Origin of the sequence: Streptomyces sp. NPDC000594 (assembly GCF_040299965.1) — a bacterium.
GTDB lineage: Bacteria > Actinomycetota > Actinomycetes > Streptomycetales > Streptomycetaceae > Streptomyces.
This window is the reverse complement of sequence record NZ_JBEPCY010000034.1, coordinates 63,177-88,334: the sequence shown is the minus strand read 5'-3', so window position 1 is coordinate 88,334 and position 25,158 is coordinate 63,177. Positions and strand designations below refer to the sequence as shown.

19 protein-coding genes are annotated in these 25,158 nt (G+C 72.7%); 10 read left to right on the top strand and 9 right to left on the bottom strand.

Going from position 1 to position 25,158, the window contains the following annotated elements:
* Nucleotides 1–275: 275 nt before the first annotated feature.
* Both ABT354_RS31135 and ABT354_RS31130 read left to right on the top strand, forming a co-directional pair.
* Nucleotides 276–725 (top strand): MarR family winged helix-turn-helix transcriptional regulator, encoded by a 450-nt coding sequence (locus ABT354_RS31135; protein ID WP_351499972.1) that lies wholly within the window; start codon nt 276–278, stop codon nt 723–725.
* A gap of 173 nt (nt 726–898) precedes the next feature.
* Nucleotides 899–3,034, top strand: a complete 2,136-nt coding sequence (locus ABT354_RS31130) for an MMPL family transporter (protein WP_351499969.1) — start codon at nt 899–901, stop codon at nt 3,032–3,034.
* A gap of 82 nt (nt 3,035–3,116) precedes the next feature.
* Here the strand turns inward: ABT354_RS31130 and ABT354_RS31125 are convergent, their stop codons facing one another.
* Both ABT354_RS31125 and ABT354_RS31120 read right to left on the bottom strand, forming a co-directional pair.
* The gene (locus ABT354_RS31125) at nt 3,117–4,517 is read right to left on the bottom strand and encodes an erythromycin esterase family protein (RefSeq protein ID WP_351499968.1); all 1,401 of its coding nucleotides are present in this window, start codon (nt 4,515–4,517) and stop codon (nt 3,117–3,119) included.
* Between the two features lie 157 nt (nt 4,518–4,674).
* Complete coding sequence (locus ABT354_RS31120; RefSeq protein ID WP_351499966.1) at nt 4,675–5,208, bottom strand: hypothetical protein; 534 nt, start codon at nt 5,206–5,208, stop codon at nt 4,675–4,677.
* A gap of 124 nt (nt 5,209–5,332) precedes the next feature.
* Between ABT354_RS31120 and ABT354_RS31115 the strand changes: the two genes are divergently transcribed.
* The 7 genes from ABT354_RS31115 (at nt 5,333) to ABT354_RS31085 (ending at nt 13,121) form a co-directional block, all read left to right on the top strand.
* Nucleotides 5,333–6,409, top strand: a complete 1,077-nt coding sequence (locus tag ABT354_RS31115) for a 5'-methylthioadenosine/S-adenosylhomocysteine nucleosidase family protein (RefSeq protein ID WP_351499964.1) — start codon at nt 5,333–5,335, stop codon at nt 6,407–6,409.
* Nucleotides 6,399–7,871 (top strand): hypothetical protein, encoded by a 1,473-nt coding sequence (locus tag ABT354_RS31110; RefSeq protein ID WP_351499962.1) that lies wholly within the window; start codon nt 6,399–6,401, stop codon nt 7,869–7,871. The genes ABT354_RS31115 and ABT354_RS31110 overlap by 11 nt, the downstream gene beginning before the upstream one ends.
* A 128-nt stretch (nt 7,872–7,999) precedes the next feature.
* On the top strand, nt 8,000–8,902 hold the full coding sequence (locus tag ABT354_RS31105; RefSeq protein ID WP_351499960.1) for an ABC transporter ATP-binding protein: 903 nt from the start codon (nt 8,000–8,002) through the stop codon (nt 8,900–8,902).
* Nucleotides 8,899–9,693 (top strand): ABC transporter permease, encoded by a 795-nt coding sequence (locus ABT354_RS31100; RefSeq protein WP_351499959.1) that lies wholly within the window; start codon nt 8,899–8,901, stop codon nt 9,691–9,693. Before ABT354_RS31105 ends, ABT354_RS31100 begins: the two co-directional genes overlap by 4 nt.
* Before the next feature lie 7 nt (nt 9,694–9,700).
* Nucleotides 9,701–11,005 carry a sensor histidine kinase gene (locus tag ABT354_RS31095; protein ID WP_351499957.1) on the top strand — a complete coding sequence of 435 codons (1,305 nt, stop codon included), beginning with the start codon at nt 9,701–9,703 and terminating at the stop codon, nt 11,003–11,005.
* Entirely contained in the window at nt 10,998–11,639 is a 642-nt protein-coding gene (locus tag ABT354_RS31090; protein WP_351499955.1) for a response regulator, read from the top strand. Before ABT354_RS31095 ends, ABT354_RS31090 begins: the two co-directional genes overlap by 8 nt.
* 174 nt (nt 11,640–11,813) lie before the next feature.
* On the top strand, nt 11,814–13,121 hold the full coding sequence (locus tag ABT354_RS31085) for an SGNH/GDSL hydrolase family protein (protein ID WP_351499953.1): 1,308 nt from the start codon (nt 11,814–11,816) through the stop codon (nt 13,119–13,121).
* A gap of 37 nt (nt 13,122–13,158) precedes the next feature.
* Here the strand turns inward: ABT354_RS31085 and ABT354_RS31080 are convergent, their stop codons facing one another.
* From ABT354_RS31080 to ABT354_RS31055, 6 genes are all read right to left on the bottom strand, one after another.
* Nucleotides 13,159–14,631: an RICIN domain-containing protein gene (locus tag ABT354_RS31080; protein ID WP_351499951.1), complete on the bottom strand. Its 1,473-nt coding sequence runs from the start codon at nt 14,629–14,631 to the stop codon at nt 13,159–13,161.
* Nucleotides 14,632–14,666: 35 nt separating this feature from the next.
* Nucleotides 14,667–15,788: a hypothetical protein gene (locus ABT354_RS31075; RefSeq protein WP_351499949.1), complete on the bottom strand. Its 1,122-nt coding sequence runs from the start codon at nt 15,786–15,788 to the stop codon at nt 14,667–14,669.
* Complete coding sequence (locus tag ABT354_RS31070; protein ID WP_351499947.1) at nt 15,763–17,169, bottom strand: FAD-dependent oxidoreductase; 1,407 nt, start codon at nt 17,167–17,169, stop codon at nt 15,763–15,765. The genes ABT354_RS31075 and ABT354_RS31070 overlap by 26 nt, the downstream gene beginning before the upstream one ends.
* Nucleotides 17,166–18,215, bottom strand: a complete 1,050-nt coding sequence (locus tag ABT354_RS31065; protein ID WP_351499945.1) for a hypothetical protein — start codon at nt 18,213–18,215, stop codon at nt 17,166–17,168. The genes ABT354_RS31070 and ABT354_RS31065 overlap by 4 nt, the downstream gene beginning before the upstream one ends.
* Before the next feature lie 794 nt (nt 18,216–19,009).
* Nucleotides 19,010–20,557 (bottom strand): cytochrome P450, encoded by a 1,548-nt coding sequence (locus ABT354_RS31060; protein ID WP_351499943.1) that lies wholly within the window; start codon nt 20,555–20,557, stop codon nt 19,010–19,012.
* Nucleotides 20,558–20,632: 75 nt separating this feature from the next.
* Nucleotides 20,633–21,880 (bottom strand): cytochrome P450, encoded by a 1,248-nt coding sequence (locus ABT354_RS31055; RefSeq protein ID WP_351499941.1) that lies wholly within the window; start codon nt 21,878–21,880, stop codon nt 20,633–20,635.
* An 877-nt stretch (nt 21,881–22,757) separates the two neighbouring features.
* Between ABT354_RS31055 and ABT354_RS31050 the strand changes: the two genes are divergently transcribed.
* A complete protein-coding gene (locus tag ABT354_RS31050; protein ID WP_351499939.1) occupies nt 22,758–24,218 on the top strand; it encodes a cytochrome P450 in 1,461 nt (486 codons plus the stop codon).
* Nucleotides 24,219–24,228: 10 nt separating this feature from the next.
* On the opposite strand, the gene ABT354_RS31045 is transcribed toward ABT354_RS31050, so the two are convergent.
* Nucleotides 24,229–25,089 carry a S1 family peptidase gene (locus tag ABT354_RS31045; protein ID WP_351499937.1) on the bottom strand — a complete coding sequence of 287 codons (861 nt, stop codon included), beginning with the start codon at nt 25,087–25,089 and terminating at the stop codon, nt 24,229–24,231.
* Between the last annotated feature and the right edge of the window lie 69 nt (nt 25,090–25,158).

Below are 25,158 nucleotides of genomic sequence, written 5' to 3'. Positions count from 1 at the left end.
GGAGTCCATGCGGAGCATCGGCGACCGACGACAACATCGCGAGTGTGCGTGCCAGGGCACGGCCGGCAGACGGGACTTTGAAGACACGACCTAGCGAGGGATCGGGGCGCCGACCGGGATCCCCCGCTCGGCGCCCCGACGCCCGTACGGGCCGCGATCCGGAAGCCGCCGGTACGCTTCCACGCGTGGACGGGGAGAGCGGTGTGGACGGCGGGAACGGCAGCGGCGGCGGGGACCACGGCAGCGGCGGCGGCGCGGGGGCGTTCGAGCGGCTGATGCCCCTGGCGGTCTCCCTGCGCCGGGTGAACGGCGAGATCAACCGCCTGACGCACGCCTTCGCGACGGCCCAGGGTCTGCATCCGACGGATGTGAGCGCGCTCGCCACGGTCCTGGACGCGGACGGGCCGGTCACACCGGGGATCCTGCGGGCGCGGCTGGGGCTGACCTCGGGTGCGGTGACCGCCTGTCTGGACCGGCTGGAGCGCGCCGGTCATATCCGCCGCACCCGTGACCAGGCCGACCGGCGTGTGGTGCGTATCGAGTACGTGGACGAGGCACGGCTGGCCGCGCGGGCGTTCTTCCGCCCGCTGGCAGTCGCGGGGGAGCGTGCGCGGGTGCGGTTCGACGACGCGGAACTCGCCGTTGTCCTGCGGTTCCTGGACGCCTTCAGTGAGGAGCTGGACGCCTTCGGCGCGGAGACGGCCCTGGAGGAACCGCCGCGCTGAGGCCGCCCACCGGGTCCGGGGCGCGGCCACCGGGTCCCGTGCGGGCCCACCGGGTGCAGGGGGCCGGTTCCGGCCGTCGCCCTCCCGTCCCCTACCATCCCGAATATCTCATTCCATCAAGATAATCGCCCGGTCAGCACAGCCACCCCGTCGAGACAGCGGATGTGCCGTCAATGCCTCACACTGCCCGCCCCACCCGTCCTGCCCGCCCCTCTCGTCCCGCTCGAACCTCCCGTACCGCCCGTCTGCTGATCCCCCTCGTCCTCCTCGTCACCTGGCTGGGCATCGGCGGGATCTTCGGCCCGTACGCGGGAAGGCTCGGCGAGGTCGCCACCAACGACCAGGCCGCGTTCCTGCCCCGTAGCGCCGAGTCGACCCAGGTCATCGACGTCCAGGAGGACTTCCGGCAGAGCGATGCCCTGCCGCTCGTCATCGTCTGGACCGCCCGCGCGGACGACGGGCCGCTGCCGGCGACGGCACGCGCCGACGCCGCCGGGGCCCTGGCGGAGATCGACGGCTCACCCCTGCTCGACGGGGCCGCGTCCCCCGTGCTCGCCTCGGACGACGGCCGCGCGCTGCGGGCGGTCGTACCGCTGCGGGCCGATCTCGGCGACGGGCTGGCGGACGCGCTGGACGAGATCGGGGCCACGGCCCGGACGGTGCCGGCCACCACCGTCCATCTCGCGGGCCCGGCCGCCGCCCAGGCGGACCTCAAGAACGCGTTCGCCGGGATCGACGGTCTGCTGCTGGGCGTGGCCCTGGCGACGGTCCTCGTCATCCTGCTGCTGGTCTACCGCAGCCTGCTGCTGCCCCTGCTGATCATCGTGGCCGCCGTCCTCGCGCTCGCCCTCGCCTGCGCGGTGGTCTACGCACTCGCCGAACGGGGGGTCGTCCGGGTCGACGGCCAGGTCCAGGGGATCCTGTCGATCCTGGTGATCGGGGCGGCCACGGACTACGCGCTGCTGCTCACGGCAAGATTCCGCGAGGAGTTGGCCCATGGGGGCGACCGCACGGCGGCGATGCGGGCCGCCCTGCGCCGCTCGGCCGGTCCGGTGCTGGCCAGCGCGGCCACCGTGGCGCTGGGACTGCTCGCGCTCCTGCTGAGCGATCTGACCAACAACCGCGCCCTGGGCCCCGTCGGAGCCATCGGCATCGTCTGCGCGGTCGCGGCGGCGCTCACCTTCCTGCCCGCCGTCCTCGTCCTCCTCGGCCGCGCGGCCTACTGGCCCGCGCGCCCCCACCGGGCGGACGCGGAGACGGCGAGCGGGTCGCACCGGCTCTGGCGCCGGGTCGCCGACCTGGTGGACCGGGCACCGCGCCGGGTCTGGGCGGGCACCCTGGCGGCGCTGCTCGTCTGCGCGGCGTTCGCACCGACCCTGACCTCACGGGGGGTGCCCCTGGACGAGACCCTCGTCGGAGAGGCGCCTTCGGTGACCGCGCAGGCCGTCCTCGGCGAGCACTTCCCCGGCGGATCGGGCAGCCCCACGGTGGTCGTCGCCCGCGCCGCCGCCCTGGAGCCGGTCACCACCGCCGCCCGGCGGGTACCGGGCGTCGCCGCCGTCCTCACGACGACGGCCGGTGGCGACCCCGGCGGCCCGCCCCTGATCGCCGACGGCCGGGTACGGCTCGATGTCACCCTGGCGGACCCGGCCGACAGCGAGGCGGCCGAACGGACCGTCACCGCGCTGCGCGAGGCCGTCCACGCGGTGCCGGACGCCGACGCGCTGGTGGGCGGGGTCACCGCCCAGCGGATCGACACCCAGCGGACGGCGGCGGCCGACCGGGCCCTGATCGTGCCGGTCGTCCTGGCGATCATCCTGGTCATCCTCACGGCGCTGCTGCGCTCGCTGCTGATGCCCCTGCTCCTGGTCGCCACGGTGGCACTGAACTTCTTCGCCACGCTCGGGGTCGCGTCCCTGGTCTTCACCCAGCTGCTGGGCTTCACCGGCACCGACGCCTCGGTGCCGCTGTACGGGTTTGTGTTCCTGGTGGCGCTCGGGGTGGACTACAACATCTTCCTGATGTCCCGGGTACGGGAGGAGTCCATCCGCCTCGGCACCCGGGAGGGCCTGCGCGAGGGCCTGGTGGCGACCGGCGGGGTCATCACCTCGGCCGGGGTGGTCCTGGCGGCGACCTTCGCGGCGCTGGGGGTGATCCCGCTGGCCTTCCTGATCCAGATCGCCTTCATCGTGGCCTTCGGCGTTCTCCTGGACACCCTGGTGGTGCGCTCCCTGCTGGTCCCGGCCCTGGTCCGGACCCTGGGCGAACACGCCTGGTGGCCCGGCCCCCCGTCCGCCTTCCGCCGCTGACCCTCCCCGGGCCGCCCGAGCGGCCCGGACCCGAGGGGACCGGACCCGGGGCACGGCACCCCGGGGGGCCCGGACCCGGGGGTCACGGCCTGCGCGGGTCGGCCTCCCGTACGTCATGGAGGTGGATCAGGACATCGAAGGCGCGGCCGAGGGCCAGGTCGTAGAGGGGGTAGCCCTCGGAGAACTGCGTGCCGATGGTACGGGTGGGGCGGGCGGTGTCCAGCCAGCGGCGGGCGTCGGGGGCGGCGGCCCGGAGGTCGACATAGAAGTCGCGGTGGCGGACCCGGTCGAGGGTGTGCTCATTGGTGCCGGGGGCGGCGGCGCCGACGGTGAACTTCTTCCAGTCGCCGCCGATGGCGGTGTCCTTGGAGAGGAAGGAGCCCCGGTCGAAGGTCATGCCGATGGGGAGGTAGTTCCGCCCCAGCGCGTCGCGGAGGAAGGACCCCTGGGTCTTCGGGTACATCTCGGCGGTCCCGGCGACGAGGCCGAGGTGGTCGTTGTGCGCGGAGACCAGCATCCGGTGGCCGGTGCGCCGCTGCCACCACAGGATGTTCCGGGCCATGACCCGGTCGCGGAAGCGCTGGAAGTCGGGCAGGGCGGCGAGGTCGTCGACGTTCGCGGTCAGGAACTCGGTGGTGTCCGCGACGGAGCGGGCGTTCTGCACGGCCCAGTCGTAGGCCTCCCGGTCCCGGCCGCCCGCCGCGCTGATCAGGCCGAGGGCGCGCCGGGCCCGGTCGGCGAAGCGCCGGCGCTCGGCGAGCGGCTTGTGGAGATAGGCGAAGACATCGTCGAGGGGGCGGAGCCCGGTGTACAGCTCGTCGATACGGGGTGCCAGCGCCGGGTGGTGCCGGTGGACATAGTCGGTGATCCGGCCGAAGAACGCGTCGCTGATGGCGGGGCCGCCGAGGTCGTTGCCGACGAAGTGGACGGTACGGGTGGGGTTGCGGCGGTTGTGGTCGCGCATCCACTCGATGAGGTGGACGAACTCCTCCCGGTCCCAGGGGGAGCCGGTGAGCGTCTCCTTGGCGATCTGCCGGGCGTTGCCCCTGCCGGTCTGGAGGTAGTCGTCGATCCGCACTCCGGCGGGCCAGCTGAACTCCAGGGAGAAGGCGCGGAACCCCTTCTCCCGGACGAGATGGCGGAAGAGCCGTTCCTTCATGGTGAAGAACTCGTGGGAGCCATGGGTGGCCTCGCCCAGGCCGACGACCTTGGCGCCGCCGATCATCGACGCGAGGGCCCGCAGATCGGCGGTCCCCCCGTCGGGTTCGGTGGAGCGCAGGGGATGGGCGATCCGGTCCAGTGCGCGGACGACCGGGTCCTGGGTACGGGGGGTGTCCCGCGCCGTCCCGGCCGGGGCCGGGGTCCTCCGGGCGGCCGGGGCCGCCTGCGCCACCGCGGGGGTGAGGGCCGCTGCCGTCGCGATCACCGCCGTGGCGAGCAGGGGCCTGCGGCCGATGCGCTGATGGTGATGCTGCCTGGTCATGGCGGTGGACTCCTTCAGTCTGATCCCGGTTCGGTCTGATTCCGGTGACGTGAGGAGATCCTCGCCCGCGATTCCCTGGTGGCGCGCGGGGCGTAGGCGCCATGTTCGCAGGGGGGCTACCCCCCCTTCCGAGAACAGGGAGGCAGGGGCGGCAGGGTCACGGGCCGGGGGCCCGGGGGCGGAACGGCACCGCGTACAGCAGGATCTGCCAGGCCAGTACGGATATGGCCAGGGCCTCGACGGCGGACGCGGTCAGCAGTGCGGCTCCGCCGGAGCCGTCCAGCCAGAAGAGGACGAGTCCCCCCAGCGGGACCAGACAGAAGGCGCTCAGGTCGACCAGGCACTGGATCAGCTTGCGGGAGCCCCGGCGCGCGTCCGCCCGGTGGACGCTCTCCCAGCCGAACAGCTCCCGGGGCGCGGCCGTGGGCTCCGTGCCGAGCGTCCCGGCCAGGCGCGGACCCAGATCGGTGCGGATGTACCGTCCGATCGCGGAGATCTTCTCGTCGTTGACGAGATAGGTCCATCCGAGGATCACGCACACGGGCGGCAGGGCGAGCAGCAGGTCCACCGTCCCGGTCTGGGCCGCGGCCGCGATGACCGCCGTGACCGCGGCCAGCGTCACGTACAACAGGTTGTCGCGGAATCCGATCCTCGCCTTCTGCTCCTCCTTGATCACCTGGTATTCCGTCACCAGGAGTTCCGTCAACTTCGAACCACAGTTCGCATTCTCCGGTAGCTCCGAGCCCACCGATACCCCCCATGTTTATGCTTCAACTCAGTTATTCCACAGCGAAGTTCGCTCTACACTGGGCCGCATGTCCGAGGCAGCAGAACCGCTGGCTGTGGTGGTGACGGCGTTGCCCGTCGAGTACATGTCGGTACGAGAGCACATCACGGTAGAGGAAGAACTGGTCCACCCCTATGGCACCCGGGTCGAGCGCGCTCGACTGCCCGGTACGCAGTGGCACATCGGCCTGGTCGAGGCGGGTATGGGTGCCGGTACAACAGCCATTCTCACGGAACGGCTGATCGAGTGGCTCACCGTCCGGATGGTGATCTTCGTGGGCGTCGCGGGCGGGCTCAAGGACGATATCAAGATCGGCGACGTCGTCATCGCGAACAAGGTTTATGGGATTCACGGAGGCAAAAGCGGTCCAGAGGGATTCCTGGTGCGTCCGGCGGCATGGCCTGTCTCCCACCGGCTGGACCAGGCGGTCCGTGCCGCGATGCGCGGACGGCAGGATGTCCATGTCGGCGCCATCGCCTCCGGCGATGTGGTCCTGGCCGACGAGTCGTCGGACATCGCGGTCCATCTGCGGGAGCATTACAACGACGCCCTCGCCCTGGACATGGAGGCCGTCGGCCTGGTCGAGGCCGCCCATCTGGCGGGCGGGCTGGACGCCCTGGTCGTACGGGGCATCAGCGACAAGGCGAACGACGGGAAGGCCGCTGCGGACGCGGCCGGATCCCAGAAGGCCGCCGCGGGCAGTGCGGCGGCGGCCATGGTGACCCTGCTCGCCCTGCTGGATCCCGTGACACCGCGTCCGGGACCGCCGGGACCTCCGGCAGCGCCCAGGCGGGAGGAGCCGCCGGGCGACCTGTCGTCGCTGTTCCCGGACTCCCTCGACTGGGCCTTCCCGAAGCAGGAGCACGACCTGCTGCGCGTCATGCGGAGCCAGGGCGCCCGGAGCGCCGACGGCCGCCTGACGCAGAGGGCGGTCGTATCGGCCGCCGCCGAGGTGGTTCCGAAGCTCACCCAAGCAGTGACCGGAGAGATTCTTCGTTCGCTCATCGGCCGGGGGTATGTGCGCAGGAGCCCCGGTGGCCGACTGGAAGTCACGCAAGATGGGCTACAGGCCCTGGCTCGATGGAGAGGCACAGATGAGTCATAAGCGCCGGACCTTCAGCATTTCCAATGTGTCACGCTCGGCGGGCGAGGGCGTCCTCGACATCCCGAGCCTCTCCGTCCTGCGGTACAAGAGTCCCGCCGTGCTGCTCAAGGAATTCAAGGACACCTGGGGAGTGGACGCCAGGGCCGTCGCACTGCCCGTCGCGGAGTCCGACGGTCTGCTGTACGAGATCGACGGCCTCCAGGGGGTGCCGCTTTCCAGCCATGCCCAGCCCTCCCAGGTCCTCAAGGGGTTCGAGGACGTGGTCGAGGAGTTCCTCAAGGCGAAGAAGGACATTATTCTCTCCTTCTGCCCCACCATGGGGTACATACCGGGCGAAGGGCTCCAGATCTGCGACATCAGCGGAGTCACCACACCCCAGCCCTGCATCGCGAACCCGCGCTCCACCGAGGTGCTGGGGGCGATTCTCGGAACGGGGATCGACATCGTCCAGGAGGTCGCCTCCCGGCGGCCGGGATGCGGACTCAAGGGCATCGCCCTGGATGTCACCGACCTCTGGGGCATGAGCGGGGAGCTGGGCCGGGTCGAGGCGACCTGCTTCTGTACCGCGTGCACCGGTCACTTCACCGAGACCGCCCCTGAGCTGCTGAAGTACTTCAAGACCTTTCCCAACCCCTGGAGCCTGCTGCTGCGGCCCACGGCGACCGGGATCGACTTCGCCAGTGAGGTTCCCCCGGGCATCACCCCCGAGGAGATCGTCGGAATCGCCCGCCAGCGCAAATACATCGAGCAGTTCCCGGGGTCGGAGCAGAACGAACTGCTGGAGTACGCCAATCTTCTGCTGCGTTACATGCGCAGCAGGCACGCACTCACCCTCGGCGCGATCGGGGCCCTTTTCGACTACGCCACCCAGGATATGGACGAGAAGTTCACCCGTATCCTGATCATGGAGGGGGAGACCTATGGGTGGACCTCCGGTATCTGGCTGGAGGAACTCGAAAACGAGTACCGGAACGAGGAGAACCGGAGTTTCGATGAGCTATGGCTCAATGTGACTCCCGGGTATCTCCCGAGGACCGTTCCCTATCGCGCCTATATGTGGCGCCGCAGCAGGTACACCATCAACAACTTCTTCGATCTGGCGGGAAGTCTGTCCAGTGCCTCGATGCGTGCCAATACGCTGCTGAGCCAGATGAGCACCGAGGAATGCAGGCGACTGGTCGCCGAACGCTGGCAGCGCGTCCACGGCAGTGCCCTCAGTTCACAGGCGGCGCTGGTTTCGCTGCCCCGCCGGCCCGTCGACGGAGAGACCGACACGGATGTCCGGTGCGGCTTTGTCGGTGTCGGCCTGGACCGGGAGTTCGGCGACCGCTTCAGCGACCAGATGGTGATCCTGCCCAGCCGGGCGGACAACAACACGGCACGGCCGACCGATTCCCACATCGCGTCGATCCTGCGCAACATGCAGGGGAACAAGGACAGCCGAGCGGACCGCAGCGGCTGAGCCGACCGGGGCGGCCGGGTGGCCGGGACGAGCACGAGGTCGTACCCGGCCATCAACCGATCGGCTGATGCCCCTTCGAGCGTGAAGGCCGATGTGCGCCCCCGTCCTGTCACAGCACCCTGATGGACATGGCAATCGTCGAAGTCCGCGACCTGCGCAAGGTGTACGGGCACAAGAAGGCCGTCGACGGCATATCTTTCGATGTCGAGGCGGGAGAGATCTTCGGGATCCTCGGCCCCAACGGGGCCGGCAAGACCACCACCGTCGAGTGCGTGGAGGGGCTGCGGCGCCCCGACGGCGGCAGTGTCCGCGTCGCCGGGTACGACCCCGTCGCCGACCGCGGCCCCGTCACCCGCATCCTGGGCGCACAGCTCCAGGAGAGCGAACTCCAGCCCAGGATCACCGTCCGTGAGGCGCTCGAACTGTACGCCGCCTGCTACCCGGCCCCCGCCGACTGGCGCGCCCTCGCCGAGCGCCTGGGACTCACCGACAAGCTCCGCACCCGCTTCGCGAAGCTCTCCGGCGGCCAGAAGCAGCGCCTCTCCATCGCGCTCGCCCTGGTCGGCAGGCCCGAGGTCGTCGTCCTGGACGAGCTGACCACCGGCCTCGACCCGCGCGCCCGCCGCGACACCTGGCGGCTCATCCAGGAGATCCGCGCCGGCGGGGCCACCGTGCTGCTGGTCACCCACTTCATGGAGGAGGCACAGCGCCTGTGCGACCGGATCGCCCTGATCGACAAGGGCCGGATCACCGCACTGGACACCCCGTCCGGGCTGATCGGACGGACCGCGAGCAGTACGGCGATCTCCTTCGTCCCCTCGGCCCCGCTGGAGATACGGCTGCTGGCGGAGCTGCCCTCGGCCGCGTCCGCCACCCACCGGGACGGCCGGATCGTGGTCAACGGCACGGACGGGACCGTGCACGCCGTGCTCTCGCTCCTCGCCGGGCTGGGCATCTCCGCCCATCAGCTCCGCGTCACCGAGGCCACCTTGGACGACGCCTACCTCGACCTGACGGGACCGGACGCATGACCACCCCTACCTCCACCTCCACCCGCACCCGCACCCGTACGACAGGCGTCAAGGGCAGCGCCATCGCCGTCCTCAAGGCCGAGGCACGGCTGGTCCTGCGCGAGCCCGGCTCCCTCTTCTGGGTCCTGGTCTTCCCCACGGCCCTGCTCTGCATCGTGGGCGCCATCCCGTCCAACCGGGAGCACTCGGCCGACCTCGGCGGACTGCGCGTCGTGGATCTGTATGTCCCCGTCGCCATCCTGCTCGCCGCGCTCACGGCCGGGCTGCACGCCATGCCGCCCGTACTCACCGGCTACCGGGAACGCGGCATCCTCCGCCGTATGTCCACCACCCCCATCCGGCCGGGCTCCCTGATCGGCACGCAGATCGCCCTGCACGGAGCCACCGTCGTGGTCTCCGCGCTGCTCGCCCTCGCCGCGGGGCGGATCGTGTTCGACGTGGACCTGCCCCGCCGGCCCGTCGGGTTCCTGGTGGTGCTCGCCCTCGTCACCCTGGCCACCCTGGCACTGGGCGCCACCGTCTCCGCCGTCTGCCGCACCATCAGGACCACCCAGGCGGTGGGCTCGGCGCTGTTCTTCCCGGGGATGTTCACCGCGGGTGTCTGGCTCCCGGTGGCGTCCATGCCCGATGTCCTGCAACGCGTGGTGACCCTCACCCCGCTGGGCGCCGCCGCGCAGGCCCTCGACGAGGCCGCCGCGGGACAATGGCCGAGCTGGACGCATCTGGGGGTCACGGCGCTCTGGGCGGTACTGCTGATCGCCGCGGCCCGGCGCTGGTTCACATGGGAGTGACACATCGATGACGACGACGGTCGAGGAGCGCTGGGCCCAGTTCTTCCGGTACGGGCCGTACGCCCTGCTGGGCTTCGCCACGCTCCTCGGATCCGTGGCCGCGCCCCTGCTGATGACCCGGCGGGAGATGTACGCCGCGGGGGCTCTGCTCCTCGCCGTGCTGGCGTTGCAGCTGTGGTGGTCCCGGACCATGGCGCGGCTGTCGGCGGCGGCCCCCGCTGAGCACGCGGCCGGCACCGAACGGAAAGCCGGCACCGGGAGCGCGGCCGACACCACCCCCGTGCTCCCCGAGGGGACCACCGCCGGTCGTGTCCACTTTGTGCTGCGCACCGCCCTCGCCTTCGCCCTGACCTGGCTCAATCCCTTCTTCGCGCTCTACGCCTGCCTCGGCTGCTTCGACGCCGCGTACCTGCTGCCGCCGCGCGCCGCCCGGGTCGGGCTGCTGGTGACCGCCGTCGCCCTGGCGGGTGCCCAGTCCGGCGGTCTGCCGCCGGACTCGCCGGTGCAATGGGTCGCCCTCGGCCTGCTGACCGTCTTCAACGCGACGCTCGCCATCGGCCTCGACCACCTCGGCGCCAAGGAGGCCAGGGCCGCCGAGGAACGGGCCGGGACCATCGTCGCCCTGGAGAAGGCCCTCGCCGAGAACGCCGCCCTCCATGCCCAGCTCGTCCTCCAGGCGCGGGAGGCCGGTGTCGCCGACGAGCGCCGCCGGCTCGCCGCCGAGATCCACGACACCATCGCCCAGGGCCTGGCCGGCATCATCACCCAGCTCCAGGTGATCGCCGCCACCGACGACCAGCACGTGGCCCGCGAACATCTGGACCGCGCCCAGGCGCTGGCCCGCCGCTCCCTGGGCGAGGCCCGGCGCTCCGTACGGGACCTCTCCCCGGTCGCCCTGGAGCACGACACGCTCTCGGAGGCGCTGAGGAAGACCGTCGCGGAATGGTCCGGGCGTACCGGGGTCACCGCCCGGCTCACCGTCACCGGCACCGAGGAGCCGCTGCACGACGAGGTCGCCGCCACCCTTCTGCGGATCGCCCAGGAGGCCCTCGCCAACACCGCCCGGCACGCCCGCGCCACCCGCGCCGGCGTCACCCTCTCCTATATGGGCGACGAGGTCACCCTGGACATACGCGATGACGGCCGGGGCTTCGACCCGCTCGCCGCGGTGCCGCGTACCGGCAGCGGCGGCTTCGGTCTCGACGGGATGCGCGCCCGCGCCGAACGCGTCGCCGGTGCCCTCGCCGTCGAGTCGGAACCCGGTCAGGGCACCGCGATCAGCGCGCATGTACCGTTGGTGCGCCATGGCTGACCGGACCATCACCCTGCTGATCGTCGACGACCACCCCGTGGTCAGGGACGGTCTGCGCGGCATGTTCGCCTCCGATCCCGGCTTCGAGGTCCTCGGCGAGGCCGCGGGCGGCGTCGAGGGGGTGGAACTCGCCCGGAGCCTGGACCCGGATGTCGTCCTCATGGATCTGCGCATGCCCGCCGGCGGCGGGGTCCAGGCCATCGCCGAACTCACCCGGCGCGGCGCCCGTGCCAAGGTCCTCGTCCTCACCACGTACGACACGGACTCCGACACCATCCCCGCGATCGAGGCGGGCGCCACCGGCTATCTGCTCAAGGACGCACCCCGCGACGAGCTGTTCACGGCGGTCCGCGCGGCGGCCGACGGGCGCACCGTCCTGTCGCCCGCCGTCGCGTCCCGCCTCGTCCACGCCGTCAGAAACCCCGTCGGCCCCGCTGCCGATGTGCTCTCGGCCCGGGAGCGCGAGGTGCTCGAACTGGTCGCCAAGGGCACCTCGAACCGCGAGATCGCCCGGGAGCTGTTCATCAGCGAGGCGACGGTCAAGACCCATCTGACGCATGTGTACGGAAAGCTGGGGGTGCGGGACCGGGCCGCCGCGGTGGCCGTGGGGTACGACCGCGGCATTCTGGGGTGAGCCGCTCCGGTCCCTTCACCGCTCCCTTCTCCGCTCCCTGTTGACGAGAAGTCGAAGACGCGCGGTGGGGAACAGCCGTGCGACTTTGGATGTTCTGTGAGAACTCCCGGGAGTTCTGTGAGAACTCCCGGGGCCATCGGGTCTGTTGAGTCCACAGGAAGGCGGTACGGCATCATGCGCCTGGCGCTCCGGCATATCTCCCTCGCGTCCGTCGCGGCGGTCACCACCACCGCGCTCGCCCTGACCTCCACTCCGGCGACGGCCGCGACAGCCGCGCCGGCTCCGCACGGCGGCAGCGGCGGCGGATGGACCGCTGCCTGGGGGGTCGCGCACCAGTATCCCGGCACGCCCGAGGGGTGGCCGCCCAACTGGTCGTCGGACGGCTTCGCCGATGAGAGCGTCCGGCAGACCCTCCGGGTCTCCTCGGCCGGTTCCCAGGTGCGGGTGCGCCTCTCGAACCGCTACGGCACCAAGCCGCTGGTGATCACCGGAGCCACGGTCGGGCGGACCGGCGAGGGGGCCGCGCTCCGGCCCGGCACCGTCCGGACCCTGAGGTTCCAGGGCGGCCGGGGGCTCACCGTACCGACGGGGAAGGACGCCGTCTCGGACGCGCTGGCCCTGCCCGTACGGCCGCTGGAACGGCTCACGGTCACGCTGCACTTCGCACCCGGCGGCACCGGCCCCGTCTCGTACCACGCCGATGGGCTGACGACGAGCTACCGGGCCGTGGGCGACCGGACCCGGGACACCTCCGGGCGGCCCTTCGCCGGTGGGACGAGTTACGCCTACTACGCGCTCTCCGGCGTGGAGGTCGCCGGATCCCGGACGGACGGTACGGTCGTCACCTTCGGGGACTCGATCACCGACGGCGCCGGATCCACCCCGGACGCCGACAACCGCTATCCGGACCAGCTGGCGGAGCGGCTGACGGCCGCCCGGTCACGGCTCTCCGTGGTCAACAGCGGGATCAGCGGGAACCTGCTGCTGTCGGACTCGTCCTGCTTCGGCGAGAAGGGCATCGCGCGCTTCCGCCACGATGTGCTGGACCGGCCGGGTGTCCGTACCGCCGTCGTGCTGATCGGCATCAATGACATCGGCGGGGGCGGCCAGCCGGACTTCGGCTGCGGCACCGCCCCCGAGGTCACCGCCCGGTCCGTCGTCGACGGCCACAAGCGCCTGATCCGCATGGCGAAGGAGCGCGGGGTCCGGATCGTCGGCGCGACCCTCACCCCCTTCAAGGGCGCTCCGTACGGCTATGACACCGAGGCCAAGCAGAAGCTCCGCAAGGAGGTCAACCACTGGATCCGCACCAGCGGGGCCTACGACGCGGTCGCCGACCTCGACCGTGCCCTGCGCGACCCCGCCGACCCGGACCGGCTGCTGCCCGCCTATGACTCCGGTGACCGGATACACCCGAGCGACGCGGGCATGGATGTGATGGCGCGGACGGTGCGGCCCCAGCTGGTCGACGACGACCGCTGACACCCCCACCGCCCGCGCCCTATCGGTCGGCTCGGCCTCAGGGCGCGAACGTCCACCGCTGGCTGTCGGTGGTGTGGCAGGTCCAGACGCCGAGCGCGGCGCCGTGCCGGGAGGCGGTCAGACAGCCCCCGTCATGGCCGACGATCTCGTACCGCCCGTCGGCGATCCGGCGCAGGGTCCACCTCTGGTTCTCGCCTTCGCCACGGCCCCAGATCTGGGCGAAGTGGCTCGTACCGTCCACCACTCGGGAGCGGTCGGTGTTGGAGTCCAGGGCCTTGCCCGCGTCGAGGGCCGAGGTGATCCGGTAGCGGCCGTCGGCGAGCCGGTCCAGGTTCCAGCGCTGGGCCGGATGACCGCTGACCGCCTCGGCCTTGACCTTGGTGCCGTCGGCGGTGTTCGCCATGTCGACATCGGCGGCCCAGCCGCCGACCGCGCTCCGCAGCTGTGCCCGGGCCGGCACCGGCGACGGGGAGCCGCCGCCCCGGATCAGGAAGCGGCTGTTCGCGATGTTCCAGTTACGGTCGAGATAGCTGCCGGGCTGCGGTCTCGGGTTGAAGTACATATCGCGGTTGCAGTCGATGACATCCCGCTCCGGGTGGTTGCAGGGGATCAGCCGGCCCGGCGGGTTGGGGATCTGCTTGTCGTCGTAGCACATCAGATCGCCCAGTACGTAACAGTGGGCGCCGTTCCCGGTGGACCTGGGCGCGTTCGGCTGGACCGCCCCCATGGTGTGCAGGAGTTCGTGCACATCGACGTTGGGGCCGGTGTTGAAGCATCCGAGACGCCCCATGCCGACCATCGGCCAGCCGGCATTGGTGTTGTTGGCGTTCTCCTGCCCGGGACGCTGGTCGACGTAGTAACCGAAGCCGAGACCGCAGACATCGTTCTCGGCCCAGATCAGATACTTGCGGTCATTGCTGGCGTGGCCCTGGGCCACCACCGCGCGCTGGGTGGACTCGCCGCCGCCGTCGATGGCGGACTGGGGGACGACGACCCGGGTGATGGTCGGGCGGCAGTTCGCGTCATGGACGAAGCGGACCTCGCGGCGCTCCCCCATCCGCTCGGAGGCCTCGACGAACTTGGTGTTGAGGTTGACGGCACGGGACTGGAACTCGGCGCGGAGCTGTTCCATCCGGTCGGGCTGCCGGTCGCCGCGAACGTACATCAGCTGGATCCGGGGGCCGCTGGTGCCGTCCCCGTCGCAGCGGGGGACCGAGGTGATCCCCATCGAGGCACCCGGGGTGCCCGGGATACCCGGGGTGCGGGCCTTCCCCGACAGCAGGGGCAGGCGTTTGTCCTCGATGACCCGGGGTTTCGGGTCGGCGCCGGAGGCCGATGCCGAGGACGCGGGGGTACGGGGGGCCGCGTCCGGGCGGGCCGTGTCCGCCTGCGCCGTTCCCCCGGCGGCGACGAGGGTCGAGAGGGTGGCGGTGGCGAGGGCGAGGGTGGCGGTGCCCCGTATCCGCGAGGCCAGCCGTATGGGTGTTCGTTGTGTTCGTCGGAAGATCATGCTGCGGAGTGTGTCGCGTACACGTAAACATTCACTCAACGGTGGCGTTCATCGCCGCCGGGGTCCGCCCTATGCCCGGGTGCCGGATGCCCGGCGCTGTGCGCGGCCAGGGCCAGCCGTGCCCAGGCGGTGGTGATCCGGCCACGGTCCTGACAGTGGTGGAAGAGCCTGCGCCCGTCGCGGAAGTCGAACCAGAAGGAGAGCACGGGCTCGCCCCGCCAGCGCCCCTCGCTGTCCTGCTCCTCACCGTCCCGGGGGGCCTCGCCGTGCGGTTCGGCCCGGTCCCGCAGCCAGGCGAGCGCCGCCGTGCGGCGGGCCGGTTCGCGGTCCAGCAGCGCCAGCGAGAGGACCGCCGCCGCCGTGGAGATCACGGTCCCGTCCCAGGAGCCGTCCGTCCGCTGACTCTCCGCCAGCCAGTGGGCCGCGCGCGCCGTCTCCCGCGTGTGTCCCCGTTCCGCCGTGGTCAGCAGCCGCAGGCAGTAGTACGCGGGGACATACCGCGACGGATACCAGCGGCTGCACCAGCCCCCGTCCGCCTGCTGCCGGAGTGCGACCGTTCTGCGGCAGTCGGCGATTCGCTCCGCATGGGCGTCCGGCGCGATGCGGTGGAGCGCCCAGCCCGACTGCGCGGTGGCGTCGAGACCGGGCCCCGCCCAGTACGCGGCCCGCCCCTGGGCCAGTTCGGGGCGGCCCTTCCGCAGCGGCGAGAGGCTGTGGAACGCCCCCGCGCCCGGGTCGAAGAACAGCTCCACCAGCCGGTCGGCGCTCTTCCGCAGCCGATCCGCCGGCACCCCGGCGGCGAGCAGCCCGTCCAGGACGAGACAGCTGTCCTCGGGGGTCACACCGTAGCCCCGGTGGTACTCCCACAGCCCGTCGACCGCCCGGTCCAGCAGATAGGGCACGAGCGCGCGTTCGTTCCGGGGCCGGGCCTGGAGGACCAGCCCGTAGAAGGCCACCGTGCCCTCCGGCCGTACGCCGATGGGACGGGGCCGGTCGCCGCCGATCTCGTAGACGCTCACATCGGTGAGCGGCTCTGCCTCGCCGGACGCGGGTACGGGAACGTCTGCGGGTACGGGCAGGTATGCCGGTACGGGGACGGGCGCGGGCGCGGGCGTGGCCCGGGGGCAGGTGTCAGGGACGGGGGGCGTGTCGGGCACCGGGGCTCCTCTCGTGATCGGGTGCGGGACCGGGCTCGGGGCCGGGTGGGGGGCCGGTCGGGGGGTCGGGCGGTGGCAGCGGTCCGGCCAGGTACGCGCGTACCCCGGCCGCCGCTTCCCGTCCCGACGCCAGCGCGGCGGCCATCCCGTACGGCAGCGGGCAGTCGCCCCGTACACCCGCGTAGTCACCGGCCAGGAAGACCCCCGGCAGCGGGCGGCGGACGGCGGGGTGCCAGGTCCCGGATGTCCCGTAGCTCGCCGGCGAGACGATCGTCCCGGCGGCGGGCCAGCGTGCGACGGCGTGGGCGACGACCGGCCCGAGGCCCTTTCCACCGTCCCGGCCGTCGTTCCTTGCTCTGTCCCGGTCGCCGAGAGCCAGGCGGCGCAGCAGCCCTTGGGTGCGGTCGCACAGCTCCGCGTCGGACAGGGCGGCGGCCGGCCCGGCCTTGTGGGCCATGAAGTACGCCTGGAGGACGGTGCCCACGCCGGGGCCCATGTCGCGCGCGAGGACCATGGTGGCGCTCAGATCCGGTGTGACGGCGTACGCCCAGGGCAGCCGGGGCCGTGCGCGGAACGCGAGCGCGCAGACGGTCGCCGGCCCGTACCGCAGCGATGCCAGGAAGGCACGGGAGCGCGCGGCGGTACCGGCCGCCCCGTCGAGCAGGGCGAGGGTCGCCGGGCCGGGGGTGGCGACGACGGCGGCCCGGGCGCTCAGGGTCACGGCGGTGCCGTCCCGGTCCCGGCAGCGGACGCGGACGAGGCCGCCGGACCGGTCCACCGCCTCGGCGGACACCCCGTACGCGACCCGCAGGCCCGGCCCGGTACCGGTCAGCAGGGCGTGGACCAGTTCGCCGTTGCCCGCGCGCCGGTACGCGGTGGAGTACGGGGCGAAGGCGTCCCGTACCCGGCCGGGCAGATAGGCGGCGGGCGGCCCCACATGGATCCGCTGGAAGAGCGCTTCGAGGACGGCGGGCGGGGGCTCCGGCAGGCCGCAGGCGCGCAGACAGTCCTCGGGGTCCGCGCCGATGTGGACGCGGTCCCCGATCACCAGCGCCAGCCGGGAGGGTCCCGGCAGGACCGGACCCGGTACGGAGCCGGGCGGCGCGTCCCCGGCCCGGTACGGCAGGACGGCGCCGAGGTCGAGGACGAAGCCGCCGTGGTGCTCGGTCCTGACCCGTCCGCCCGCGCGGCCGTCCCGTTCCAGGACCAGGACATCCAGGCCACCACCCATGCCACTGTCCATGTCACCGGCTCGGCCCCCCGGACCGGCGGCCAGGTCATGGGCCGCCCGCAGGCCCGCGAGGCCCGCGCCGACCACGATGACGTCCAGGACCCGGGAGGTGGGGAGCGCGGTCGCGCCGGGTGCCGGTGGAGCCGTCACCGGGTCACCACCGGTCCGGTGGGCCGGGGGAGGGGGAGGACAGGGGGCAGGACTCGGACGGAGAGATACGCCTTGGCGCTGAGGGTGCCGTCCGCGCGGAGGGTGAGCTTGACATGGTTCAGTCCACGCAGGAGGACGGCGGGCGGGCCGCCGGACGAGGGGGCGGGGGCGGGGGCGTGCCCGGCGTAGGCGAGGAGCGCGTCGCCCACCGGCCGCTCGCAGAGGCCCGTACGGACCAGTTCGTCGACGAGGAGCGCCCATCTCGGCTCGCGGGCCGGGCGCCGCTTGGGGACGAAGGACAGCTCCAGGCCGAGGGTGGGGCCCACCCGGTCGGCGAGGTCGAGGGCGACATCGACCCGGTCGACCTGGGAGCCCACCCGGGCGAGCAGCCCGGCCGCCCGGCCCGCGTCGCCCGGCCAGCCCGCCGCGACGGCGTAGGGGACGGCGTGCCCGGGGCGCAGCCCGGTGACGCAGAGCCGCAGCGGCGACGGGGTGCGGGACCGCATCAGCCCGGCCTGGAAGACCCCGGCGCCGGGGGGCAGCCGGGCGAGACACCGGGCGAGGGAGCGGTGGGCGCCGGGGGCGGGAACGGTGCCGGTGAGCCCGGCCAGCCGGGTGACGAGCAGCTCGACGGCAGGTCCCCGGTCCGCGCCGAGCAGCTCCCGGGGGCCGAGGAAGACGCTGGGGGGACGAGTGGCGGTGGCGGCATGGAGGTCGAACTCCAGCCAGAGGTTGACCAGCTCGGCGGCGAGGGACCGGCCGGTCGGGCCGTCCCACTCACCGGCGAACCGCCGGAGCGCCGCCCAGGTCCGGACCGCCCCGGGGTCCGCCCCCGCCGGGGTGGGGACCCGCGCCAGGGCCGCGCTCTCCGTACGCGCGACACAGGCGAGGAAGCCGAGGCGCCCCGCCGGGTCGCCGCCGAGTGCGCACTCCAGCCCGAAGAAGCGGCTGGTCGCCCCGTCCATCAGCCGCGCGACCCGAAGCGCGGACCGCCGCGCCGACCGGGAGAACAGCACCTCGGGCAGGTACGGGAGGACGCCCGCCAACGCCCCGGCCAGCGTGCGGTGTCCACCACTCGGCTTGTCGGCGCACCCTTCGCCCCGGGTGGCGGGTTCCGGTAGGGGCGCCGTGCGGCCACTCGTACCAGCGGAAGCGCGGTCCAGGCCTCGGGCGTGGGCGGCCGTGCCTTCGGCCCGGGAGGTGGGTTCCGGCGCGGGCTTCGCGCGGTCGGTCGTCCCGGAGATGTGGTCCGCGCGGTATGGACGGGATGTACGGGCGCCTGGTGCGGGGCCCCGTTCCGCCGGGGTGGCGGGGATCGACGGCGGCACCGCATGGCGGTCCGTCCCGGAGGCGCGGTAGGCAGGGGCGTCCGGTGTGCCGGGGCTCCCTTCCGCCGGGGCGGCGGGTCCTGGCGGGGGCGCCGCGTAGTCGCTCGTACCGGAGGTGCGGTCCACGTCTCCGCCACCGGCCGAGGGGACCGTACCGGATGCATCGGGTGTACCGACCGTGCCGGATGCACCGGACGGATCGGACGCAGCCGCAGGGGCATCGCGAGCCCCCCGTACTCCCGTGTCGGTGGCGGGCCCGGCGCCCGGTGCGGGTCCCCGGGAGGGGTTCCCAGCGGTGCCGGGGAACGGTGGGCCGTCCCCGTCCCCCCACGTCCGTGCCGTGCGGCGACCCGGCACCGGGGCCCGCGAAGGCGACCGTCCCGCAGGGGTGTCCGGCACGCCCACGGCGTGCGTTCCCCCGGCGTGTTCCGGCCCGAGGGGCGGAGGGCGGCCGTCCCCCCGGGTGGTGGCCCGGGTTGCCGGGCCGGAGCTTCCGGGCGGCGGCGGCGCGTTCATGAGCGGGGCTCCAGATGGACCCGGACCCCCGGGCTGGGGCGCAGTGTGCCCAGGGGGACCGGGCGGACCCGCCGCCCGCGCGGAGCCACCAGGTGGAAGCGGCGGGCGAGCGCCGAGAGCACGATCCGCGCCTCCAGGTTGGCGAGTTCACGGCCGATGCAGTGCTCGCGCCCCAGGCCGAAGGGTGCCCACTCGCCCCGGGGTCGGCGGCGGGCGCCGGGGGCGTCGAGGAAGCGGGTGGGGTCGAAGTCGTGCGGTCGCTCCCACACATCGGGATGGCGCTGGGCGACGAAGGCGAGCGGCGCGACCGAGGTGCCCGCCGGGATCGGATGGCCGTCGATCGCGTCGTCCTCGGTCGCCCAGCGGGGGTTCCACCAGATGGGCGGAGTCAGCCGCAGGGTCTCGTCCCATACCGCCCCGGTGTACGGGAGCAGTTCCGGTTCGAGGGACCAGCCCTCGCCGGGCGCGGGGAGCCGGTCCGCCTCCGCGCCGACCCGGGCCATGCTCGCGGGATGGGTGGCGAGCCGGTGCGCCGCCCAGGTCAGGGCCAGGGCCGTGGTCTCGTACCCGGCGAGGAAGAGGGTCATCGTCTCGTCACGGACCTGGCGGGGGGTCATCCGCGCGCCGGTCTCGTCCTCACTCGCCGTCAGCAGCGAGATGAGGTCGTCGCCGGAGTCCTGCCGTCCGTCACCTCGGTGTTCGCCACGCCGGTGCTCGGCACGTCGGTGTTCGGCCCGCCTGCGGTCGGCGACGACCTGGTGGAGCAGCCGGTCGAGCCGCCGGATCGCCGCCTCGAACCGCCGGTCGCCGGGGCGGGGCGCCCAGCGCGGCAGGGGGCTCATCAGGGTGGCGAGGACGAGATGGCGGACGATGTAGGTCATGTCCGGGCCGATGCGCCGGACGGTGCTGTCCGGGATGCCGGAGCCGAAGACGGCGCGGACGGTCATCTTCATCGTGGTGTGGGCGAGCAGCGGGCCGAGGTCGACGGGGCCGCCGCCACGACGGGCGGCGGCCCGTTCGAAGAGGGGCATCTGTTCGGCGGCGACGGTCTCCAGCAGCCGGGCGACGGCGGCCAGCCGTTCATGGTGGAAGAGGGGTTGGATACGGCGGCGCTGCGCCGTCCAGATGTCGCCCCGGCTGACGGCGAGACCGTTGCCGGTGACACGGCGCATCTGGTCGAAGAGGGGGCCGCGCTTCTCGTAGACCCCGGCGCGGTCGACGTACACATGCCGCAGCTGGCGGGGGTGGTTGAGGACGACGGTCCGGAGTCCGCCGACGCTGATCCGGTAGATGTCCCCGTAGCGGCGCTGGGCGCGGAGCAGATAGCCGAAGCCGTCGTGGAGGAGGGCGGGCAGGGGACCGATCCAGGGCAGTCCACCGGCCTCGGGTATTTCATCGGCCCGGGGTAGTCCGCCGGCCTGGGGCAGTTCACCGGCCCGGGGCGGGTCGGCCGCAGGGAGTGTGCCGGGTGTACGGGGCACGCCGGGGTCAGGGGTGGCGGGGACCGGGGGTGGTACGGCCCGGCGTTCGGAGCGCGCGGTCATGGGTTCCTCCGTCCGGGGGCGGGTACGGGGCACCGGGCCGGGCCGGGGCGAGCGGAACGGCCGGGCGCGGCGTGGTCAGAACTCCACCGGCAGCGTGGCGAGTTCCCGGGTGAGCAGCCCTTCGCGCCAGTACGCGGGGTCCGGTCCGGGGCGCAGTCCGGGCAGCCGTCCGAGCAGGACGGAGAGGGCCGCATGGCCCTCGGCGCGGGCGAGCACCGAGCCGAGGCAGGTGTGGAGACCGGTACCGAAGGCGACATGCCGCAGATCGTCGCGGGTGATGTCGAACCGTTCGGGATCGCGGAAGACGGACGGGTCGCGGTTGGCGGAGCCGAGGACGGGCATGACGCGGTCGCCGGGGAGCAGGGTCCGGCCGCCGAGGGCGATCGGTTCGGTGACATGGCCGACGCTGACGGTCTGGACAGGGCTCTCGTACCGCAGCATCTCCTCGACGGCGGACGCCAGCAGCTCGGGCCGCGCCCGCAGCAGGGCGAGTTGGTCCGGGTTGCGGAACAGGGTGTGCACCCCGTTGCCGATGAGGTTGGCGGTGGTCTCATGACCGGCGAAGACGAGCAGCATGAGGGTGCCGACGGCCTCGTCCTCGGTGAGGACGCCGCTCTGGTGCGCGGCGGCGACCCGGCCTGCGGCGTCGTCGTCGCGGGGGGTGCGCAGCCGGCGGTGGAGCAGTGCGCGGAGGTGGGCGTCGAAGGCGTCGATCGCGGCGGCGGCCTCCTCGTAGCGCGCCCGGGTGGGGCGGAGGTTCTCCAGTTCGGAGAAGGTACGGGACCAGCGCAGCAGCAGGGGCCGGTCGGTACGGGGCAGGCCGATGACCTCGCTGATCACCAGCAGCGGCAGCGGGAAGGCGAAGGACGACATGAGGTCGGCGCGGCCGTACGGGGCGATGGTGTCGAGGAGTTCGCCGGCGAGGGCGCGGGTCCGGACGGCGAGGGTACGCACCGCGGCGGGCCGGAAGAGGTCGGCGACGACGGCCCGCAGTCGGCCGTGGTCGGGGGCGTCGTGCTCGACCATCCAGTGGCTGAGCCGCTCGGAGTAGCGCAGCAGGCTGGGCGGCGGCGCGGGCAGGGCGCTGAGCCTGCGGTGACGTGCGGCGCGGCTGAGCCTGCGGTCGCGGCGGACGGTGAGGACATCGTGGTGCCGGAAGACGTACCAGACGCCGGGGCCGCCGGAGGCGGGGCGCAGGCCGTGGACGGGATCGGCGGCGCGGAAGCGGTCGTAGACGGGATACGGGTCCGCCCAGACGGCCGGGTCGGTGAGGTCGAACGTCCCGGCGTCGCCGGACGGCGCCTGCGCTGGTGTGGCGGTCATCTGCTGCTCCGTCCGGGCCGTTCGGGCCGTTCGGACCTGTCCGGGGGTCGGCGGGTGGCGGGTAGCGGGTGGCGGGCGGTGTCCCGGCCCGTGGCCGTGACGACCTCCCGGCCGTCACGGCTTGGTGCGCAGGTGTTCCGGCGCCGACGGACATCGCGGGCGCGGCGGCCGGGTGGGAAGGGAGGACCTACCAGCGGGCGTCCTCGTACATCAGGTCCTCGGCCTGCTCGGCCTGTGCGGTGAGGGACGGGTCCTCGGGGGACTCGCTTTCTCTCGTTTCCATGTCGTCACGCATGTCTTTGTCCTCTCATCCTGTGGAGAACGCCTGGTGGACGAATAGAGCGGCATACGCATAGGGATGCCGTCACCCATGAGAAGGCTTCCTGGGGTTTCCGTCAAGGCATGGGAACGAGTCAATGAAGCGGCGGAGGAAGGGCCGTAAGAAGGGCCGGAGAGGAAGGTGGAGGATCCTTCACGGATTTTTTTGCCGCCGGGTTCAAGGTTGACGCGAACGGCGTGAAGAATCTTTGGGAGTCGCCACTTCCCGTCAATCCAGAAACATCGGACGGCATATGCGATCGATCATATGGCTGATCGAATCCGCGCCCAGGTCGGCCGAATTCATTGCCCGGCTCTTGCCGAATGAGGGCCGGCTGCCGATGCTCACCCCGGGGGCGACGCCGCCGACGCCGGAGGCACGCACCCCGTGCCCGGATGCCCCGGAGCCCGCCCGACGCACCGCCCGCACTGCCCGTACCGCCCATACCGCCCGCACCGCCCGTACCGCACGGTCCGGAGCCCCACTCGTACCGCATACGTACCGCATACGTACCGCACGCTCCGGAGCCCCGCCCGCGCGATGAATCGAGGACCGATCATGGCAAAGTCCCACCCGGCCCCCGCCGGGCCCACCCTGCGGACCGGGAGCGCGGGCGGCGCCCTCCCGGTCCTCGGCCATCTGCTCCATTTCCGCACCAGGCCCCTGGAGTTCCTGACCTCCCTGCCCGCCCACGGAGATCTCGTGGCCATCCGGCTGGGCCGCCGCAAGGCGCTGGTGCTCTGCCATCCCCACCTCGCCCAGCAGGTGCTCGTCGACGGGCGTTCCTTCGAGAAAGGGGGCCCTTTCTACGAGAAACTGCGCCCGCTCGGCGGGGACGGCCTGGGCACCTCGCCCCGCGATGAACACCGGGAGCAGCGGCGGCTGATGCAGTACGCCTTCCAGCGCTCCCGTATGCCGGAATACGGTGCGGTGATGGCGGAGGTGATCGAGGAGCAAATGGCCCGGTGGCGGGAGGGCCGGGTGACCGACATCCACGACGACATGCATCAGATCACCATCCAGGTCGTCGCCCGCGGCCTATTCCGGCAGGCGATACCGCCGGAGACCGTCACCGAGATGAGAGGATCCCTGAAGGTATTCGTCCGGGGCTTCTACCGGAATATGATCGCGCCCTTCGGATTCCGGGAGAGGATCCCGCTCCCGGCCACCCGCCGCTATCGGGCGGCCCTGCGGCAGCTGCACGGGATCGCCGCGGACATGGTCGCCGAGCGGGGACGGGACCTGCCGCCGGCCGGGGCGGCGGACGATCTGCTGACGACCCTGCTGACCGCCGGGCGCGCGGACGGCGCCGTGACTCCGCGCCTCGTCCACGACCAGGTGGTCACCCTGCTCACGGCGGGCGGTGAGAGCAACGCCGCCGTGCTGGCATGGGCGTTCCATCTGCTGGGTGCGCACCCGGAGACCGAACGCCGTCTGCACGCCGAGGTCGACTCCGTGCTGACCGGGGGCCGCGCGGCCCGCTGGGAGGATCTGCCCCGGCTGCCCCTGGCGGGCAGGATCATCACCGAGACGCTACGGCTCTACCCGCCGGGCTGGCTGCTCACCAGGGTGACGGTACGGCCGGTGGAGCTGGCGGGCACCCGGGTCGAACCGGGGACGATCATCCTGTTCAGCCCCTATGTCCTCCACCACCGCCCGGATCTCTTCCCGGACCCGGAGCGCTTCGACCCGGGCCGATGGGAGACCGGCGGCCCGGGAGACGGCCTGCCGCCGGGGGCGTGTGTGCCGTTCGGGGCGGGCGCCCGCAAGTGCATCGGCGACGACTTCGCGATCACGGAGGCGGTCCTGGCCCTGGCGTCGATCGCGGCCCGCTGGCGCTTCCGTCCGCTCCCGGGCTTCCGAGTGCGACCCGCCCCCGAACAGATCCTGCACCCGGAGCGCATGCCGATGCGCCCGGAACCGCGCCCCCACCCGACCCCACCTTCGGCCTCCGCCCCGGCCCCTGCTGCCTCGGCTTCCGCCCCGCCCTCGGACTCCGACCCGGTGACGGACCGCTGACACGGGCCTGTCATGTCCGGCCCCCGTCGCGCTCGATGACCGCGTCGATCCACGGCCGGTGGGCGGGGATGTCCGCCCAGGTGGCCGGGCCCCCGAGGCAGCGCTCGTCGACATCTCCGTTGCCGTCGCGGTTGACGGCGCCGATCAGCTCCCAGCGCTTGCCGTTCGCGGAGCGCTGGAGGAGCGGTCCGCCCGAGTCACCGCCGCATACGTTGGCGGCCGGGTCGGGGCTGATCGCGCAGATCTCCCTGGCGGTCCGGAGCGTACAGACGCCGGGCGCGGCCAGCTTCAGATCGAGCTGCTGGAGGCGCTCGGGGAGGCGGTACTCCCCGTCGACGGTGGTACCCCAGCCCATCGCGCGGGTGGTGGTGCCCACGGGGGCGATCCGGTCCGCGATCCGTACCGGCCGCTGCCCGACCGGCCGGTCCAGACGGATCAGGGCGATGTCGTTCTCCAGGACGATGCCGCCCTGCTCGAACCGGAAGTCCGGGTGGACCACGGTCCTCTCGACACCGCGCAGGCTCCCCCCGGAGGTGCGCGACTCGGTGCCGACGCGGACCTCCGTGATCGGTACGGAGGTTGTGGGGTGGACACAGTGCGCGGCGGTGACGACCCACCGGGGCGAGATCAGCGAGCCACCGCACTGGGTCCCGTCGCTGTAGGGCAGGGAGACCATGAAGGAGTGGCGCCGGGTCGAGTCCTCGCCATTGATGACCGCACCGGCGGTCCCCGTCAGCGTCGTGGCGCAGACCGCCGCCGCGAGACAGGCCACGGCGGCGGTACGAGTCGCCGCGCCGGTACGGGTGAGGGCGCCGCGCCAGGGGAGGACGCCGGAGGCGGTGGTTCGGTTGCTGCTCGGACGGTTGAACACAGAGGTGTCCCCTCGGTCGTGGATACGGGATACGGCGCTCGGGCGTCCCCTCGCTTCCGGCGCACTGCT

Excerpts from the sequence above, each read along its gene's own strand:
- ABT354_RS31050 (WP_351499939.1), top strand. The coding sequence starts at position 22,758 with ATGGCAAAGTCCCACCCGGCCCCCGCCGGGCCCACCCTGCGGACCGGG.
- ABT354_RS31060 (WP_351499943.1), bottom strand. The coding sequence starts at position 20,557 with ATGACCGCGCGCTCCGAACGCCGGGCCGTACCACCCCCGGTCCCCGCC.
- ABT354_RS31100 (WP_351499959.1), top strand. The coding sequence starts at position 8,899 with ATGACCACCCCTACCTCCACCTCCACCCGCACCCGCACCCGTACGACA.
- ABT354_RS31055 (WP_351499941.1), bottom strand. The coding sequence starts at position 21,880 with ATGACCGCCACACCAGCGCAGGCGCCGTCCGGCGACGCCGGGACGTTC.
- ABT354_RS31105 (WP_351499960.1), top strand. The coding sequence starts at position 8,000 with ATGGCAATCGTCGAAGTCCGCGACCTGCGCAAGGTGTACGGGCACAAG.
- ABT354_RS31080 (WP_351499951.1), bottom strand. The coding sequence starts at position 14,631 with ATGATCTTCCGACGAACACAACGAACACCCATACGGCTGGCCTCGCGG.
- ABT354_RS31095 (WP_351499957.1), top strand. The coding sequence starts at position 9,701 with ATGACGACGACGGTCGAGGAGCGCTGGGCCCAGTTCTTCCGGTACGGG.
- ABT354_RS31125 (WP_351499968.1), bottom strand. The coding sequence starts at position 4,517 with ATGACCAGGCAGCATCACCATCAGCGCATCGGCCGCAGGCCCCTGCTC.
- ABT354_RS31130 (WP_351499969.1), top strand. The coding sequence starts at position 899 with ATGCCTCACACTGCCCGCCCCACCCGTCCTGCCCGCCCCTCTCGTCCC.
- ABT354_RS31110 (WP_351499962.1), top strand. The coding sequence starts at position 6,399 with ATGAGTCATAAGCGCCGGACCTTCAGCATTTCCAATGTGTCACGCTCG.
- ABT354_RS31090 (WP_351499955.1), top strand. The coding sequence starts at position 10,998 with ATGGCTGACCGGACCATCACCCTGCTGATCGTCGACGACCACCCCGTG.
- ABT354_RS31085 (WP_351499953.1), top strand. The coding sequence starts at position 11,814 with ATGCGCCTGGCGCTCCGGCATATCTCCCTCGCGTCCGTCGCGGCGGTC.
- ABT354_RS31135 (WP_351499972.1), top strand. The coding sequence starts at position 276 with ATGCCCCTGGCGGTCTCCCTGCGCCGGGTGAACGGCGAGATCAACCGC.
- ABT354_RS31115 (WP_351499964.1), top strand. The coding sequence starts at position 5,333 with ATGTCCGAGGCAGCAGAACCGCTGGCTGTGGTGGTGACGGCGTTGCCC.